At 73.5% G+C, this 16116-nt stretch carries 12 protein-coding genes; 4 read left to right on the top strand and 8 right to left on the bottom strand.

The genetic code is table 11. From position 1 onward, the window contains the following. The 4 genes from IE264_RS15265 to IE264_RS15250 are packed head-to-tail and all read left to right on the top strand — an operon-like array spanning position 1 to position 4155. Entirely contained in the window at positions 1-1092 is a 1092-nt protein-coding gene (locus IE264_RS15265) for an ABC transporter permease (RefSeq protein WP_015611828.1), read from the top strand. Next, positions 1089-2060 (top strand): ABC transporter permease, encoded by a 972-nt coding sequence (locus IE264_RS38410; RefSeq protein ID WP_032757379.1) that lies wholly within the window; start codon positions 1089-1091, stop codon positions 2058-2060. Before IE264_RS15265 ends, IE264_RS38410 begins: the two co-directional genes overlap by 4 nt. Beyond that, positions 2057-3124, top strand: a complete 1068-nt coding sequence (locus tag IE264_RS15255) for an ABC transporter ATP-binding protein (protein WP_032757380.1) — start codon at positions 2057-2059, stop codon at positions 3122-3124. Before IE264_RS38410 ends, IE264_RS15255 begins: the two co-directional genes overlap by 4 nt. Next, positions 3121-4155, top strand: a complete 1035-nt coding sequence (locus IE264_RS15250) for an oligopeptide/dipeptide ABC transporter ATP-binding protein (RefSeq protein WP_015611825.1) — start codon at positions 3121-3123, stop codon at positions 4153-4155. The genes IE264_RS15255 and IE264_RS15250 overlap by 4 nt, the downstream gene beginning before the upstream one ends. A gap of 12 nt (positions 4156-4167) precedes the next feature. Here the strand turns inward: IE264_RS15250 and IE264_RS15245 are convergent, their stop codons facing one another. The 8 genes from IE264_RS15245 to infB form a co-directional block, all read right to left on the bottom strand. Further along, positions 4168-4725: a dihydrofolate reductase family protein gene (locus IE264_RS15245; protein WP_032757381.1), complete on the bottom strand. Its 558-nt coding sequence runs from the start codon at positions 4723-4725 to the stop codon at positions 4168-4170. A gap of 72 nt (positions 4726-4797) precedes the next feature. After that, positions 4798-5943: an XdhC family protein gene (locus IE264_RS15240; RefSeq protein WP_032757382.1), complete on the bottom strand. Its 1146-nt coding sequence runs from the start codon at positions 5941-5943 to the stop codon at positions 4798-4800. 67 nt (positions 5944-6010) lie between these two features. After that, on the bottom strand, positions 6011-6967 hold the full coding sequence (locus IE264_RS15235; RefSeq protein ID WP_015611822.1) for a bifunctional riboflavin kinase/FAD synthetase: 957 nt from the start codon (positions 6965-6967) through the stop codon (positions 6011-6013). A 43-nt stretch (positions 6968-7010) separates the two neighbouring features. Continuing rightward, on the bottom strand, positions 7011-10691 hold the full coding sequence (locus tag IE264_RS15230; RefSeq protein WP_032757384.1) for a hypothetical protein: 3681 nt from the start codon (positions 10689-10691) through the stop codon (positions 7011-7013). A 235-nt stretch (positions 10692-10926) separates the two neighbouring features. Next, on the bottom strand, positions 10927-11826 hold the full coding sequence (gene truB / locus IE264_RS15225) for a tRNA pseudouridine(55) synthase TruB (protein WP_015611820.1): 900 nt from the start codon (positions 11824-11826) through the stop codon (positions 10927-10929). Then, positions 11823-12317, bottom strand: a complete 495-nt coding sequence (gene rbfA / locus IE264_RS15220) for a 30S ribosome-binding factor RbfA (protein ID WP_015611819.1) — start codon at positions 12315-12317, stop codon at positions 11823-11825. The genes truB and rbfA overlap by 4 nt, the downstream gene beginning before the upstream one ends. A gap of 36 nt (positions 12318-12353) precedes the next feature. After that, positions 12354-12647, bottom strand: a complete 294-nt coding sequence (locus IE264_RS15215) for a DUF503 domain-containing protein (protein WP_015611818.1) — start codon at positions 12645-12647, stop codon at positions 12354-12356. 177 nt (positions 12648-12824) lie between these two features. Continuing rightward, positions 12825-15983 carry a translation initiation factor IF-2 gene (gene infB, locus IE264_RS15210; protein ID WP_078657469.1) on the bottom strand — a complete coding sequence of 1053 codons (3159 nt, stop codon included), beginning with the start codon at positions 15981-15983 and terminating at the stop codon, positions 12825-12827. Positions 15984-16116: the final 133 nt, after the last annotated feature.

Below are 16116 nucleotides of genomic sequence, written 5' to 3'. Positions count from 1 at the left end.
ATGAGCTCAGAAAGCACTCCCGCGCTCCTGAAGGGCGCGGCGGGCGTGGAGAGCACCGAATCCGGCGGCCCGGCTCCGGCCGGGCCGCCGGCCCGCTCCCCGCGCTCCCGCAGTACGGCCGCCTACCTCCGTTACGCGGCGGGCAAGCTGGCCGGGGCGGCCGTCTCCCTCTTCGCCGTCCTCGTCACCAGCTTCTTCCTCTTCCGGCTGATCCCCGGCGACCCGGTCAAGGAGATGACCGGCGGCCGTCAGGTGTCGACCGAACAGATCGCGGCGATGCGCCGTGAGTTCGGGCTCGACCTGCCGCTCTGGCAGCAGTTCACCCAGTACTGCGGCAAGGCTCTGACCGGCGACTTCGGTACGTCGTACCAGTTCCGGGCCCCCGTCATCGACAAGATCGGCGAGGCGCTGCCCGCCACCCTGCTGCTCACCGGCACGGCGTTCGTCATCTACACGCTGCTCGGCATCTGGCTCGGTGCCCGCTCCGCCTGGCGCAACGGCTCCGCCGGGGACCGGACCAACACCGCGTTCGCGCTGACGCTGTACTCGGTGCCCTCGTTCTGGCTGGGCCTGCTCCTCATCATCACCCTGTCGGTGGGCATCGGCCCGATCCCGGGGCTCTTCCCGACCGGCGGCATGGAGTCCGGTTCCACCACCGGCTTCGACCGCGTGCTCGACATCGCCCACCACATGGTGCTGCCCGTCATCACGCTCGTCGCGGTGGAGTACGCGCGCACCCTGCTGGTGATGCGCTCCTCGCTGCTCGACGAGATGGGCAGCGACTATCTGACGACCGCCCGCGCCAAGGGGCTGCGGGACGATCTCGTACGCCGGAAGCACGCCGTGCCGAACGCGATGCTGCCGACGGTGACGCTGCTCTTCGTGAACCTCGGTACGACGGTGGCGGGGGCGATCCTGGTGGAGACGGTGTTCTCCTGGCCGGGGCTCGGCGGCCTGTTCTACCAGGCGCTCAGCGTGCCCGACCTGCCGTTGGTGCAGGCGCTGTTCTTCGTCTTCGCCTCCGCGGTGATCCTGATGAACACGCTGGCCGATGTGATCTATCCGCTGCTGGATCCCCGGGTGGGCCGATGACGACGTCGCTGGAGAAGTCCGACCCGCAGAAGCCGGACGACGGGAGGCTCCCGGGGAAACCCGGGACCGTACCGGGAGACAGCCCGCGCGCGCTGGCCCGGGCCCGGAGGCGGCAGGCCGCCCTCCGCTTCTGGCGGCAGTACCGCACACACCGGGCCGGTCTCGTCGGCCTCGCCGTGCTGGCGGTGATCGCCCTGCTCGCGCTGACCGCCCCCCTGCTGGTGGGGGCCGACTCGCAGAGCGTGACCAACGCTCCGGGCGGCCCGATGGAGGCGCCGAGCAGTGAATTCCCCCTCGGGACCGACCAGTTCGGACGCAGCCTGCTCGCCCTGATGCTCTGGGGAACCCGGGTCTCGCTGACGGTCGGCCTGCTGGCCGCCTTCCTCTCCGTGGCGATCGGCACTCTGATCGGGATCACCGCAGGTCACTTCAAGGGCTGGTACGCCACCGTCATCATGCGGGTCACGGACTGGTTCCTGGTGATGCCGACCCTCGTTCTGGCCATCGCCCTGGCCACGGTCCTCTCCCGGTCGATCTGGACGACCATCCTGGCGATCGGCGTGACGACCTGGCCGACCACCGCCCGCCTGGTCCGCGCGCAGACGCTCTCCGTCGAGTCCCGCCCGTACATCGAGCGGTCCCGGGCGCTCGGCGGCGGACACCGGCACATCATGTCCCGCCATGTGCTGCCCAATGTGATGCCGCTGGTGCTCGCCCAGACCACGCTGGTGATCTCCACCGCCATCCTCACCGAAGCGACCCTCGCCTTCCTCGGGCTCAGCGATCCGACGATCGTCTCCTGGGGCGGGCTGCTCCAGGACGCCCGTGAGGCGGGGGCGGTCAGCTCCGGCAACTGGTGGTACCTCGCCCCGCCCGGACTCGCCATCGCCGTGGTCGCCCTCGCCTTCACGCTCTGCGGCCGCGCCATCGAATCCGTGCTCAACCCCAAGCTGGGGGTGTCCCGTTGACGGCAACAACCACGACCACTCCGCCGAACCCCGATTCTTCCGCCGCGCCCGACCTGTCGAAGCCCGTGGGTGACCCACCGCTCCTGGAGGTGCGGAACCTGACCGTGACGTACGGCGGTGGGGCCGGTGCCGTCCCCGCCGTACGGGGGGTCGATCTGCGGGTGGAGGCCGGGCAGAAGCTCGGCATCGCCGGGGAGTCCGGCTGCGGGAAGTCGACGCTGGCCCTCGCGCTGCTGCGGCTCCTGCCCGCATCGGCCGAGCTGACCGGCGAGATCCTGCTGGACGGCGAGGACGTCCTGACCATGAAGTGGGGGCGGCTGCGGGCGGTCCGCTGGGCGGGTGCGTCGATCGTCTTCCAGGGCGCGATGCACTCGCTGAACGCGGTGCACCGGGTCGGGGACCAGATCGCCGAGCCGATCCTGCTGCACAGCAAGGCCACCCCGGCCGCTGCCCGCAAGCGCGCCGGGGAGCTGCTGGAACAGGTGGGGCTGCCCGCCGCCCGCGCCCTGGCCTACCCGCACGAGCTGTCCGGCGGCCAGCGGCAGCGCGTGATGATCGCGATGGCACTGGCCTGCGACCCGCGCCTGATCGTCGCGGACGAGCCGACGACGGCCCTGGACGTGATGATCCAGGCCCAGATCCTGCGGCTGATCGAACAACTGGTGGCCGATCAGGACGTCGGGCTCATCATGATCAGCCACGACCTGGCGGTGCTCGCCGACACGTGCGACCGGCTGTCGGTGATGTACGCGGGCCGGGTCGTCGAGGAGGGCCCCGCCCGGCAGGTGTACGCGGAGGCCCGCCACCCGTACGGCAAGGCGCTCTCCGCCGCCTTCCCGAGGATCGGGGACCTCGCCTCCCGGCGCGCCCCGCGCGGCCTGCCGGGCGACCCGCCGGACCCGGCGGCGCTGCCGGGCGGCTGTACGTTCCACCCTCGGTGCCCGGTGGCGCTGGACTCCTGCGCCACGGAGGACCAGGAGCTGCGGGAGGCCGGGGGTGACCGGCGGGCGGCCTGCGTGCTGGTCGACGCTCCCACTCCGGACCGATCGAGGAGCACCTCATGAGCACGGCCCCCCTCGTCAGCACCACGCCCCTCCTCAGCGCCGAGGCACTGGAGGTCGCCTTCCCCGGCCGGCGCGGGGCCGCCACCGCCCGTGCCGTCGACGGCGTCGACCTCGACATCCGGCCGGGCGAGATCGTCGCGCTGGTCGGTGAGTCGGGGTGCGGCAAGACGACGCTCGCCCGGTCGCTTCTCGGGCTGGTCCCGCCCACCGCGGGCCGGGTCACCTTCGGCGGTTCGCCGCTGGACTACTCGGGCCGGGCGCTCAAGGCGTACCGCAAGCGCGTGCAGCTGGTGCTCCAGGACCCCAGCGGCTCGCTCAACCCGAGGCACACGGTGTACGACGCGGTGGCCGAGGGGCTGCGCATCCACGGGTACGCGGGTGACGAGCGGGCGGCCGTCTCCGAGGCCCTGTCCCGGGCGGGGCTGCGGCCGCCGGAGCGGTTCTTCCTGCGCTACCCGCACGAGCTGTCGGGCGGTCAGCGCCAGCGCGTCGTGATCGCCGGGGCGCTGGTCCTGGAGCCGGAGCTGATCGTGGCCGACGAACCGGTGGCCTCGCTGGACGCCTCGGTACGGGGCGAGATCCTGGCCCTCCTGCTGCGCCTCCGGGACGAACTGGGGCTCTCGGCGCTGGTCGTCACCCATGACCTCGGGCTCGCCTGGAACATCGCGGACCGGGTGGCGGTCATGTACCTCGGCCGGATCGTCGAGACGGGCCCGGTCGAGCAGCTGCTCACGGCCCCTCAGCACCCGTACACCCGGGCCCTGCTGTCGGTCCTCCCCGAGGCGGAGGGCGAACCGGTCGTCCTGACCGGCGAGCCCCCGGACCCCTCGAAGGTCCCCTCCGGCTGCCGCTTCCACGTCCGCTGCCAGGTGCTGGCCTCGGGCGAGGCCGAGCGGGCCGGGGTGGCGGAGGCCTGCCGCACGGTGGATCTGCCGGTGCTGAACGGCGGGGCCGAGACCCAGGTGGCGTGCCACTGGGCGGCGGCCTGCGGGGAGGAGGGCAGGCCCGGGTCCACCGGGGTGGCGACCTGAGGTCGGCGGTCTTCAGCGGGTCCGGTAGCGCGCGTAGACCAGTCCGCTGCTGAAGGCGCGTTCCTCGACCAGTTCGAGGTCGAGGCGCACGCCGTCGGGGAAGAACCGCTTGCCGCCGCCGACCACGCTCGTGGTGATGAACAGGTGGTACTCGTCCACCAGACCGGCCGCGATCGCCTGGGCCGCGAGGTTCGGGCCGTCGACGGTGAGGTCGTGATCGGCCTCGGCCTTGAGCCTGCGCACCGCGTCCGGGTCGAAGGTCCGCTCGATCCTGGTCCTCGCGCTGGACACCGAGTCGAGCGTCGTGGAGTACACGACCTTCTTCGCGGCCTGCCAGTCGCGGGCGTACTGGAGGATGTGCGGCGGCTGGTCCGGCTCGGTGTGCGCGGTCTCCCAGTAGACCATCGTCTCGTACATGCGCCGGCCGTAGAGATACGTGCCGACGGGACGGAAGAGGTCATTGACGAAGGTGTGCACCTCCGGGTCCTCGGCCCCGGTGCCGAGGCCGCCCTCCGCCGCTTCGGCGTAGCCGTCGAGCGAGGTGATCATCGAGTAGATGAGCTTGGCCATGGGGTTCCTCCGGCTACGGGTGCGCTGGTCCGCGGGTGTCTCCGGTGTGATGACCTCCGGTCGGCCCGGAACTCATCGGTCCCGGTGGATCGCCCCCGTCAGCTCGCCCAGCGGCCGTCCCGTGCCGCCCCAGCGGTGCTGGATGATCTCGGCGGCGATGGAGACCGCCGTCTCCTCCGGCGTACGGGCTCCGAGGTCGAGGCCCACGGGTGAGGCGAGGCGTGCGAGTGCCGCCTCGTCCACGCCTGCCTCCCGCAGCCGGGCCAGCCGGTCGCTGTGGGTGCGGCGGCTGCCCATGACCCCGATGTACGCGGCGGGCGTGCGCAGTGCGGCGACGAGCAGCGGCACATCGAACTTCGGGTCGTGGGTGAGGACGCAGATGACCGTACGGGCGTCGACCTCGGTCGCCTCCAGGTAGTCGTGCGGCCAGGCGCGGACCACCTCGTCGGCGGTGGGGAACCGTTCCCGGGTGGCGAAGGCGGGGCGGGCGTCGCAGACGGTGACCCGGTAGCCGAGGAAGGAGCCGATGCGGGCGGTGGCCGCCGCGTGGTCGATGGCACCGAAGACGATCATGCGGGGCGGTGGGGCGTACGTCCGGACGAAGACGGCGACCTCCTGCATCCGGCGCTGCCCGTGCGCCCCGTACCGCTGGATGCCGGTGAGGCCCTGGGCCAGCATCCCGCGGGCGTCGTCGGTGACGGCGGCGTCGAGCCCTTCCGTACCGAGAGTGCCGAGAGCGCCGAGCGTGCCGGGGCTGCTGGTGGGGCTGCTGGTGGGGCTGCTGGTGGGGCGCACGACCAGGCGGGCCCCGGTCTCGGCCGCGCCGGACAGGACGGTGGCCTCGGCCACGGGCAGATCGGCGGCGATCAGGTCCAGCAGAGCCGCGAGATCCGCCAGCTCGGCCTGCGACACGTACGCGCGCACGAGCACCTCGATGGTCCCGCCGCACGTCAGCCCGACCCCGAACGCCTCGTCGTCGCTGATCCCGTACGACACCACGCGCGGCCCCGCCCCGGCGAGCACCTCGCGGGCGACCTCGTACACATCGCCCTCGACGCAGCCCCCGGAGACGCTGCCGAGCACGGAGCCCGCCCCGTCGACGGCCATGACGGCGCCCGGGTCGCGGGGCGCGCTGCCGTGCACGGCGACGACGGTCGCCAGGGCGAAGGGCGTACCGGCGGCGCAGCGGGCCTGGAGGCCGGGCAGGATGTCACGCACCCTGCCAGCATCCGCCGCCCGGGGGCGGGGCGCACGGGGAGCGGGTACGTCGGTGGGTGCGGGTGGGTCAGTGGTCGCGGTCGTACGCGGCAATCAGCTCGCTGCACCGCTTCACATCGGCGGCCATCGCGACGAGGAGGTCGTCGATCGAGTCGAACTTCAGCATCCCGCGTACGTACGCGAGGAAGTCGACGGCCACGTGCAGCCCGTACAGGTCCAGGCCGACCCGGTCGATCGCGTACGCCTCGACCGTCCGCTCGGTGCCGTCGAACTGCGGGTTGGTGCCGACCGAGATCGCGGCGGGCATCGACTCGCCCGCCACCTCCAGCCAGCCCGCGTAGACGCCGTCGGCGGGGATCGCGGTGTGCGGGAGGGTCTCCACGTTGGCCGTGGGGAAGCCCAGCTCGCGGCCGCGCTGCGCGCCGCGGACCACGATGCCCTCGACGCGGTGCGGGCGGCCGAGGATCTCGGCGGCCCCGGCGACATCGCCCTCGGAGACCAGCCGGCGGGTGAGGGTGGAGGAGAACGGCTGGCCGCCGCCCGCCGCACCGGTCACGAACAGGTCGATGACCTCGACGGTGTAGTCGTAGGTGGCGCCCAGCTCGGTCAGCAGCGCGACGTTGCCCGCGGCCTTGTGGCCGAACCGGAAGTTCGGGCCCTCGATGACGGCCTGCGCGTGCAGCTTGTCGACGAGGACCTTCACGATGAAGTCCGCGGGCGACAGCTTCGAGAACTCCGCGGTGAACGGCAGGATCAGCAGCGCGTCCACGCCCAGCTCCGCCATGAGTTCGGCGCGGCGGTGGTGCGGGGCGAGCAGCGGCGGGTGGCTGCCGGGGCGGACGACCTCGCTGGGGTGCGGGTCGAAGGTGACGACGACGGACGGAACGCCCAGCTCACGGGCGCGCTCGACGGCCCGGCCGATGATCAGCTGGTGCCCGCGGTGCACGCCGTCGTAGGAGCCGATGGTGACGACGCTGCGCCCCCAGTCCTGGGGGATGTCCTCCAAGCCACGCCAGCGCTGCACTGTGACCGCTCCTCGCCCGAACCTGTGTACGTGTGTATGTCGATTACGCAGGTCTAAGACTGCCATGCTCACGCCCCGCCGCCTGCATCGGCATCGGCATCGCCCGACGTGATGTCTCCAACGCCTCCACCGTGCGCCGGGCGCTCGGGCCCACCACCGCCGCCCACTCCTGCGGGGCGTCGGCGAGCCACCGGATGACGAGGGCGGCGAATCCGGGCACGTCCCGGGCGAGTTCGACCAGCCGGCGGTCGAAGCGGGCGGCGCCCTCCGGGGTGCGGACGAGGAGCATGCCGGTGCGGTGGACGAGCGCGCGCGTACGGATCTCCGGGCGGCGGTGCGCCCCGCCCGCCGCGGCCTGGAGCAGGGCGTCCAGCACATCCGGGTCCCGTCCGGTGACCTGCTCGAACTCCAGCAGGACCTCCAGCAGCTCGGCCCGCAGCGGCCGGGAGGCGGTGGACCCGGCACCGGCGAGCACCCGGGCGAGGGCGGCGCGGACCGGCGGCGGGGCGGGGCGGTCCCGCAGCAGCCCGGTGACCAGCGGGAGCAGCAGGGCGCGGGCGGCGGGGCCGTGTTCCAGCCGGAGGTCGACGTACTCCGCCGCGTGCGTGCCGTCCTCGGGGTGGGCGTCGATGTACTCGCGTACGAGCCCGGCGACGTGCAGCGCGAGTGCGGGCGTGTCGAGCCCGGCCAGGGCCCGCAGCACCGCGCCGCCGCCGTCGCCGGGGCGGGCCAGCCGGGCGCGGAGGGCGGCGAGGACCGGCTCCGGGTGGGCCGGGAAGACCTCGGCGAGCAGCTCCACGGGGAGCCGGGGGTCGCCGTGTGCGAAGAGGCGCAGCGCCTGCGGGAGGTGGCGGCCCCTGGTCTGCGGGTCCCGGACGAGGAGGGTGAGGGCGGCGGCGTGCAGCTCGGCGTCCTCGGGGCGGCCGAGCAGGGCGAGGGCGGCGGAGCGCAGCAGGGACCGGTCGCCCTCGGCGGTGACCCGCTCCTGGAGGAGTCCGCCGTACCGGGCGGCGGCCGAGCGGCGGGCCGGGCGGTCCTCGTCGCGGGCCCAGCGTTCGACGGCCCGGCAGAGCACGGTGGGCTCGTCCTCCGCGAGGGCGGCGAGGAGCTCACCGGCGCGCGCGTGCGGGGTGGCGATCAGCGCGTCGGTCAGATCGTCGACGGCCAGGGCCCGGCGGGCGTGGAGCAGGGCCTGCGCGGCGGCGGCCACGGTGGGGCGCAGCTCCGGGTCCGGCTCGCCGGGGCCGGCCAGCAGGGGGCGCTCGTCGGTGAACCAGCGGCAGAGCAGGGGCTGTACGGCGGTGGCGTCGAGGGTCAGGCGGCGGGCCACGGCGTCGAGGTACCGCTCGTCGCCGTCGGTACGCTCCACCCCGTCGGCGGGGACGAGGCGGCGCAGCAGGTCGATCCGGTCCTCCTCGGGCAGCCGGAGCCGCCGCCAGAACCAGGGCCCGAACTCCCCGTACGCCCCCGGGCTCGCCGGTCCGCCGGTGGCGGCCGAGCGGCGGGTGATACGTCCGGCGAGGACCCGCAGAACGCCCAGGTAGGGACGGGCGTCGGGCACCCGGAGCAGGCTGCCGCCGAGGAGGTGGGCGGCCCACCAAGCGGCGTCCTCGTCGCGGGGGCCCTCGTCGGTCCAGAGCCGGTCCAGCGCCTCGATCAGGTCGGCCATCCGGTGCGCGAGCGCGGCGGTGCCCTGGCGGCGGCCGAGGAGCACCATCGCCTGGATCACCGGCCCGATCCGGTGCCGGGGCACGGGCAGACTGCGCGGCTCCCCGGCTCCACGCGGCTGCGGCACCCGCTCCTGATCACGGCTCCCCCGCCGCGGCACGGGCTCGCGGTCACGGCTCCCCCGCCGCGGCACGGGCTCGGGGTCACGGCTTCCCCGCCGCGGCACGGCTTCCGGGTCGCCGCTGCCCCCTTGCGGCACCCGCTCGCGCGCCCCGCTCCCCCGGTGCCAGCGGTGCACCAGGGAGCGCAGCGCCGCGTCCAGGTCCAGATGGGCGCCCTGCACCCAGTCGCCCAGTTCCTCGTGGGCGAAGCGGTATCCGGCCCCGGCGGGGACGAGGAGCCCCTCGGTCAGGACGGCCGAGGCCCACCCCGTCCGCCAGGGGAAGATCTCCTCGAACGCCTCCCGGTCCAGCTCCCCCTGCCCCGGGCCCAGACAGCGCCGGGCCGCCTCGTGGACCTGGCCCGCCACCCGGGCGGCCAGCCTGCGTACGGCGGTGCCGCGGGGCTGCTCGTCGGCGGCGGCCGCGATCCGGACCGCGACGCGCACGCACAGGAGGTCCAGGTGGGCGCCGAAGACGTCCTCGGTGTCGGGGCGGCCGGGGACGCCGGGCGGCAGCGCCTCGCGGACCTCGGCGAGGAGCCGCAGGGTGAGCGGGTGCCGGTCGTGGCCGGGGGCGAGGGCGTGGGGCGGGATGCCGAGGCGCTCCTTGGCCTGTTCGGCCTGGTCGGGGGTGAGGTCGGCCAGGCGCAGGGCCGGGGGCAGCCTGCGGGCGGGGCGCCGGGGGCGGTGCAGGGCGCCGGGCGGGTACAGGTCCCCGGCGGTCTCCCAGTGCTCGGGGCGGCAGGCGACGACGAGCCGCACGCCGTTCTCCCGCAGCCAGCCGGCGGTGGACGCGGTCCACTCCGGGAGCCGGTGGGCCAGCAGCGGCGGCATCTCCTCGGGGCCGTCCAGGACGACGAGGAGGGGGTGTCCCGCGTCGGCGGCGAGAGCGGCGATCCGTTCCGCCGTGGCCGTCGCCATGTCGCCGGGGGCCCCGGCGGCGGAGACGATCCGGGCGGAGCGGGACAGCGTACGGTCGGCCGCGTCCACGATCGAGGTGTCGTCGGCGAGCAGGTCGGCGCCGCGCAGCCAGAGCGTGGGGGCGGGCGCCCCGCCGTCGGCCCGGCGGGCGGCGAGGGCGGCGAGCTCGGTGGTGCGGCCGGTGCCGGGGGCGCCGACGAGGCCCAGGACGGTGCCCGTACCGGCTTCGAAGGCGGCGAACTCCGCGCTCACGTCGTCGCGCTCGACCGGTGCGGTGCGGGCCTTGGGTCCGTCCGCCGAGCCGACGGAGGTGGCGGTGATCTGGAGGGCACCGGCGAGGTTGAGGTCGGGGCCGTAGCCGGGGGCGGCGGTGGCGTTGCGCGCCAGGAGGGCGTCGAGGGTGGGGTCGGCGCCGCGCGGGATCGGCAGGGCCAGCCCGGCGGCCTCGTACGGGGTGGTGAGGGCGGTGCACAGGAGGCCGAGGACCGCGCCCGTGGCCGGGTCGGTGACCGGTCCCCCGATCGCCGCGCCGCCGGAGCGCAGGGCGTCGCGCCCGTCGGTGCCGAGGGCCAGCTCCAGGGCGGCCTGGACGGGGTGGCCGCCGTCCGGGGCGGTGTAGGTGGCGGGGGCCGTGCCGAGGACCCGGGCCTCGCGGCGGCCGTGGGCGGCGATCCCGACGTAACTGCCGGGCTCGATCCGCTCCCGTACGGCGATGGGCAGCGGCTCCACGTCGAGGGTCCCGGAGCCGCCCGTACGCAGGAGGGCGAGGCCGAGGGCGGGCAGCGCGGTGATGTCGTCGGGGCCGACGGAACAGGTGCGGCCGGCGGTGCCGTGGAGGAGGAGCGGGCCGGGGGCGGTGACAGCCTGATGGGCGGTGACGACCGTGCCGCGGTCGTCCGCGACGAATCCCGTCCCCCGCGGCCGGCCGGCCTGATCGCAGATTCTTACCAGCTTCGACCGGTCCCCACTGCCCATGGTCCGACGTTAGGCCGCCGGTGATCTCCAGGAGTAGCGCGGAGGGGGAAAGCGCCCCCCGCGCCCCCGATATTCACTCCGAGCGCCCGGCCGATGGGGTGAATAGGCGTGTCCCGGCGGAGCAGAGATGGTCCCGGGGTGGGGAATGTGGAGCGGGCACCGGGTGGGGGGGTGGTGCCCGCTCCACACACACCGTGCGGGGAGCGGCTCGGGCGGAGACACCGTGCGGGACGGCTCAGGCGAAGACGGCGAGGCTCTTGGCCTTGCCCTTCTCCTCCTCCACGAGCACGAGGAACGCCCCGTCGGGCCCGAAGACCGCGACCGGTCCCTGCGGATACGCGGGCATGTCCAGCCGTACGCCGTTGAGGAGCAGCTTGGCGCGCTTCTCGTCGACGTCCCAGCGGGGGAAGGCGGAGGCGGCCGCGTCGGCGACCGGCATCACCGTCAGCTCCTCCTGGTGCTGGTCGAGCGTGCGGGCTGCGTCCAGCCCGTACGGGCCGACCCGGGTGCGGCGCAGCGCCGTGAGGTGGCCGCCGACGCCGAGCCCGGCGCCGAGGTCGCGGGCGAGGGCGCGGATGTACGTCCCCGAGGAGCAGACGACGGAGACGACCAGGTCCACGACGGGGGTGCCGTCCTCGGCGACGGCCTCGCGGACGTCGTAGACGCGGAAGGAGGAGACGGTGACCGGGCGGGCCGGGATCTCGAACTCCTCGCCGCCGCGCACCCGCGCGTAGGACCGCTTGCCGTCGATCTTGATGGCGCTGACCTTGGACGGGACCTGCATGATCCGGCCGGTCAGTGCGGCCACCCCGGCGTCGATGCCCTCCCGGGTCACGCCGGAAGCGTCGGTGGACGAGGTGATCTCGCCCTCGGCGTCGTCGGTGACGGTGTCCTGCCCGAGCCGGATGGTGCCCAGGTACTCCTTCTCGGTCAGCGCGAGGTGGCCGAGGAGCTTGGTGGCCCGCTGGACACCGAGCACGAGGACCCCGGTCGCCATCGGGTCGAGGGTCCCGGCGTGGCCGACGCGGCGGGTGCGGGCGATGCCGCGCATCTTGGCCACGACGTCGTGCGAAGTGAAGCCGGACGGCTTGTCGACGATGACAAGGCCGTCCGGCGTGGTGGTCTGCTCGGTCATGCGGAGGCCGGGCCCTCGTTCTTCTCGGAGGGGCCGTCCTTCTCGGAGGGGGCGTCGGCTTCGTCGTCCTCGTCCTCGGGCTTGCGGTACGGGTCGGCGTCGCCGGCGTACTTCGCGCCCGTGGAGACCTCGCGCACCTCCGCGTCCTTGGCCCGCGCCTTGTCGAGGAGGTCCTCGATGGTGCGGGCGTTGTCCGGGAGGGCGTCCGGGACGAAGGCCAGGCTCGGCGTGAACCGGACCCCGGTCTGCCGGCCGACCTCGGAGCGGAGGACGCCCTTGGCGCTCTCCAGCGCCGCGGCGGAGGCCGCGCGCTCCTCGTCGTCGCCGTAGACCGTGTAGAAGACCGTGGCCTCCCGCAGGTCGCCCGTGACCCGGGCGTCCGTGATCGTCACGAATCCCAGCCGCGGATCCTTGATTCGCCGGTCCAGGGTCTCCGCGACCACGACCTGGATGCGATCGGCCAGCTTGCGGGCCCGCGCGTTGTCGGTCACCGGTCCGTCACTCTTCCTTCTGATTTCGCTTGGCTGTCAGTCTTCGTCACTGTGCAGCCGCCGTCTCACCGACAGCAGCTCCACCTCGGGGCGCGCGGCCACCAGCCGCTCGCACCGGTCCAGCACGTCCGTCAGGTGTCCGGTGTCACCGGATACCACGGCGAGGCCGATCTCGGCCCTGCGGTGGAGATCCTGTCCGCCGGTCTCCGCCGCACTCACCGCGTACTTGCGCTGGAGTTCGGCGACGATCGGACGGACGACGGAGCGTTTCTCCTTCAACGACCGTACGTCGCCGAGGAGCAGATCGAAGGACAGGGTCCCCACATACATGTGTGTCCGGATGTCCCGCCGGTTCGGGTTCGTGCCCCGCCAGAACTTGGCGGGGACATCAGAACCGTACCGGAACGGCCGGGGCCGATCGACGGAAATACGACCCGTCGACCGGCCCCGACCGTGCTGGCGGGGTTCCGGGGGCGAACCCCCGGGACCCTGCCGAATCCTTGCGGATCAGCCTCGCGGCTTCTCGCGCATCTCGTACGTCGCGATGACGTCGTCGATCTTGATGTCGTTGAAGTTTCCGAGGTTGATACCGCCCTCGAAGCCTTCGCGGATCTCGGTGACGTCGTCCTTGAAGCGGCGCAGACCGGAGATGTTGAGGCTCTCCGCGATGACCTTGCCATCGCGCAGCAGGCGCGCCTTGGTGTTGCGCTTGACCTCGCCGGAGCGGACCAGCACACCGGCGATGTTGCCCAGCTTGGACGAGCGGAAGATCTCGCGGATCTCCGCCGTACCGAGCTCGACCTCTTCGTACTCCGGCTTGAGCATGCCCTTGAGGGCCGCTTCGATCTCTTCGATCGCCTGGTAGATGACCGAGTAGTACCGGACGTCCACGCCTTCGCGCTCGGCCATCTGCTCGGCACGCCCTGCGGCGCGCACGTTGAAGCCGATCACGATGGCGTCGGAACCCGTCGCCAGGTTGATGTCCGACTCGGTGACCGCACCCACACCGCGGTGCAGGACCCGGATGTCGACCTCTTCACCGACGTCGAGCTGGAGCAGCGAGGACTCGAGAGCCTCCACCGAACCGGACGCGTCGCCCTTGATGATGAGGTTGAGCTCCTGGACCAGACCGGCCTTGAGCGCCTCGTCCAGGTTCTCCAGGGAGAACCGGACACCCTTGCGGGCGAAGTTGGCGTTGCGCTCACGAGCGGCACGCTTCTCGGCGATCTGACGGGCCGTACGGTCCTCGTCGACGACCAGGAAGTTGTCGCCGGCACCCGGGACGTTGGTGAGACCGAGCACCAGGACGGGGGTCGAGGGACCCGCTTCCTGCACGTTCTGACCGTTGTCGTCGAGCATGGCGCGCACGCGGCCGTAGGCGTCGCCCACGACCATCGTGTCGCCGATGCGCAGCGTTCCGCGCTGGACCAGGACGGTCGAGACGGCACCGCGACCGCGGTCGAGGTGGGACTCGATCGCAATACCCTGCGCGTCCTGCTCCGGGTTGGCCCGCAGGTCGAGCGAGGCGTCGGCGGTGAGGACGACGGCCTCCAGGAGCGCCTCGATGTTGAGGCCCTGCTTGGCGGAGATGTCGACGAACATGGTGTCGCCGCCGTACTCCTCGGCCACCAGACCGAACTCGGTGAGCTGACCGCGCACCTTGGTCGGGTCGGCACCCTCGACGTCGATCTTGTTGACCGCGACCACGATCGGCACGTCGGCCGCCTTGGCGTGGTTCAGCGCCTCGATCGTCTGGGGCATCACACCGTCGTTGGCCGCCACCACGAGGATCGCGATGTCGGTCGACTTCGCACCACGTGCACGCATGGCGGTGAACGCCTCGTGACCCGGGGTGTCGATGAAGGTGATCTTGCGGTCCTCGCCGTTGACCTCGGAGGAGACCTGGTAGGCACCGATGTGCTGGGTGATGCCGCCGGCCTCGCCCGCAACGACGTTCGTCTTGCGGATCGCGTCCAGCAGTCGGGTCTTACCGTGGTCGACGTGACCCATGACGGTCACGACCGGCGGACGGGAGACCAGGGCCTCTTCGCCGCCCTCGTCCTCGCCGAACTCGATGTCGAAGGACTCGAGCAGCTCGCGGTCCTCCTCCTCGGGGCTGACGATCTCCAGGACGTAGTTCATCTCGTCCGCGAGAAGCCGCAGCGTCTCGTCGGAGACGGACTGCGTCGCCGTGACCATCTCTCCGAGGTTCATCATCACGGCGACGAGCGACGCCGGGTTGGCGTTGATCTTCTCCGCGAAGTCGGTGAGCGAGGCACCGCGCGACAGCCGGACAGCCTGTCCGTTGCCGCGAGGCAGCATGACGCCGCCGACGGACGGGGCCTGCATGGCCTCGTACTCCTGGCGCCTCTGCCGCTTCGACTTGCGACCACGACGCGCCGGACCGCCGGGACGGCCGAACGCACCCTGTGTGCCACCACGGCCACCGGGACCACCCGGACGACCGCCGAAGCCGGGACGACCGCCGAAGCCGCCGCCACCACCGGGACGACCGGCACCGCCGCCGCCACCACCAGGACCTGCCGGACGGCCTGCGAAGCCGCCGCCACCGCCACCGGGACGACCGGCGAAACCGCCGCCACCGCCACCGGGACGACCGGCACCGCCGCCGCCACCGGGGCGACCGCCGCCACCGGCACCGGGACCGCGGCCACCGCCGGGGCCACCGCCGGGACGCGGGCCCGCAGCGGGACGCTGCGGCATCATGCCCGGGTTCGGACGGTTACCGGCGGGACCGCCGCCGGGACGCGGAGCCTGCGGGCGGGGCATGCCGCCCGGAGCCGGACGGGCACCGCCCTGACCCTGACCACCCTGCGGACGCGGGGCGCCGCCGGGGCCACTGCCCTGGGGACGCGGGGCGCCGGGGCGCTCCGAGCCGCCACCGGGGCGCGGGGCACCGCCGGGACGGGGCGCCGAGGGGCGCGCCATGCCGGTGGAACCGCCGGAGGTGAAGGGGTTGTTGCCCGGACGGGGACCGGCCGGACGGGTACCGCCGGGGCGCGGGGCGCCCTGGCCCGCGGGGCGTGCGGGGCGGTCTCCGCCACGCTCGCCGCCACGGCCGCCGTCACGCTGGCCGCCCTCGCGGGCTCCACCGTCACGCTGGCCGGCGTCGCGCTGACCGCCGGCCGGAGCCGGACGGGCCGGACGCGGTCCGGGAGTGGCACCCGCGGGACGCGGGGCCTGGGGCTGCTGGGGGGCGGCCGGCTGAGCCGGAGCCGGAGCCGAGAACTCGGCGGCCGGGACCGGGGTCACCGGGGCCGCCTTCGGCGCGGGCTTCGGACCCGGACGGGGGCCCGCCGACGGAGCCGAAGGCTCTGCCGGGGCGCTGCTCTCCGGGGCCTCGGACGCGGCCGGCTTGGCAGCCGGGACGCCGGGCTTCGGGGCAGCGGGACGTGCCGCGGCGGCCGGGGAGGGCGCTGCGGGCTTTGCGGGCGTCGCCTTGCGGGGCGCGCCAGGCTTGGCAGCGGACTTGCCGGCGTTGCCGCCGGGCCCCTGCAGTGCATCGGTCAACTTACGTACAACCGGCGCCTCGATCGTCGAGGACGCCGAACGGACGAATTCACCGAGTTCTTGGAGCTTGGCCATGACGACCTTGCTCTCTACGCCGAACTCCTTGGCGAGTTCGTATACCCGGACCTTAGCCACTTCGCTCCTTTTAGGTCCGGGTTACCGCCGGACCGTCGCTACTTCATGGGCGTACTCATCGCGTACTCATCGAGTGCTCATCGCAATCTCGACCTACTTCCAACTCGCGAGGTACCTGACCGCACGGGGTCCC

The sequence above is a fragment of the Streptomyces microflavus genome (assembly GCF_014650075.1).
GTDB lineage: Bacteria > Actinomycetota > Actinomycetes > Streptomycetales > Streptomycetaceae > Streptomyces > Streptomyces microflavus.
Note: the sequence above shows the minus strand (reverse complement) of the source record. Positions and strands in the feature narration are given on the sequence as shown.

Coding starts and splice junctions, on each gene's coding strand:
- IE264_RS15245 (WP_032757381.1), bottom strand. CDS start 4,725: ATGGCCAAGCTCATCTACTCGATGATCACCTCGCTCGACGGCTACGCC.
- IE264_RS15230 (WP_032757384.1), bottom strand. CDS start 10,691: ATGGGCAGTGGGGACCGGTCGAAGCTGGTAAGAATCTGCGATCAGGCC.
- IE264_RS15250 (WP_015611825.1), top strand. CDS start 3,121: ATGAGCACGGCCCCCCTCGTCAGCACCACGCCCCTCCTCAGCGCCGAG.
- truB (WP_015611820.1), bottom strand. CDS start 11,826: ATGACCGAGCAGACCACCACGCCGGACGGCCTTGTCATCGTCGACAAG.
- IE264_RS38410 (WP_032757379.1), top strand. CDS start 1,089: ATGACGACGTCGCTGGAGAAGTCCGACCCGCAGAAGCCGGACGACGGG.
- IE264_RS15215 (WP_015611818.1), bottom strand. CDS start 12,647: ATGTATGTGGGGACCCTGTCCTTCGATCTGCTCCTCGGCGACGTACGG.
- IE264_RS15265 (WP_015611828.1), top strand. CDS start 1: ATGAGCTCAGAAAGCACTCCCGCGCTCCTGAAGGGCGCGGCGGGCGTG.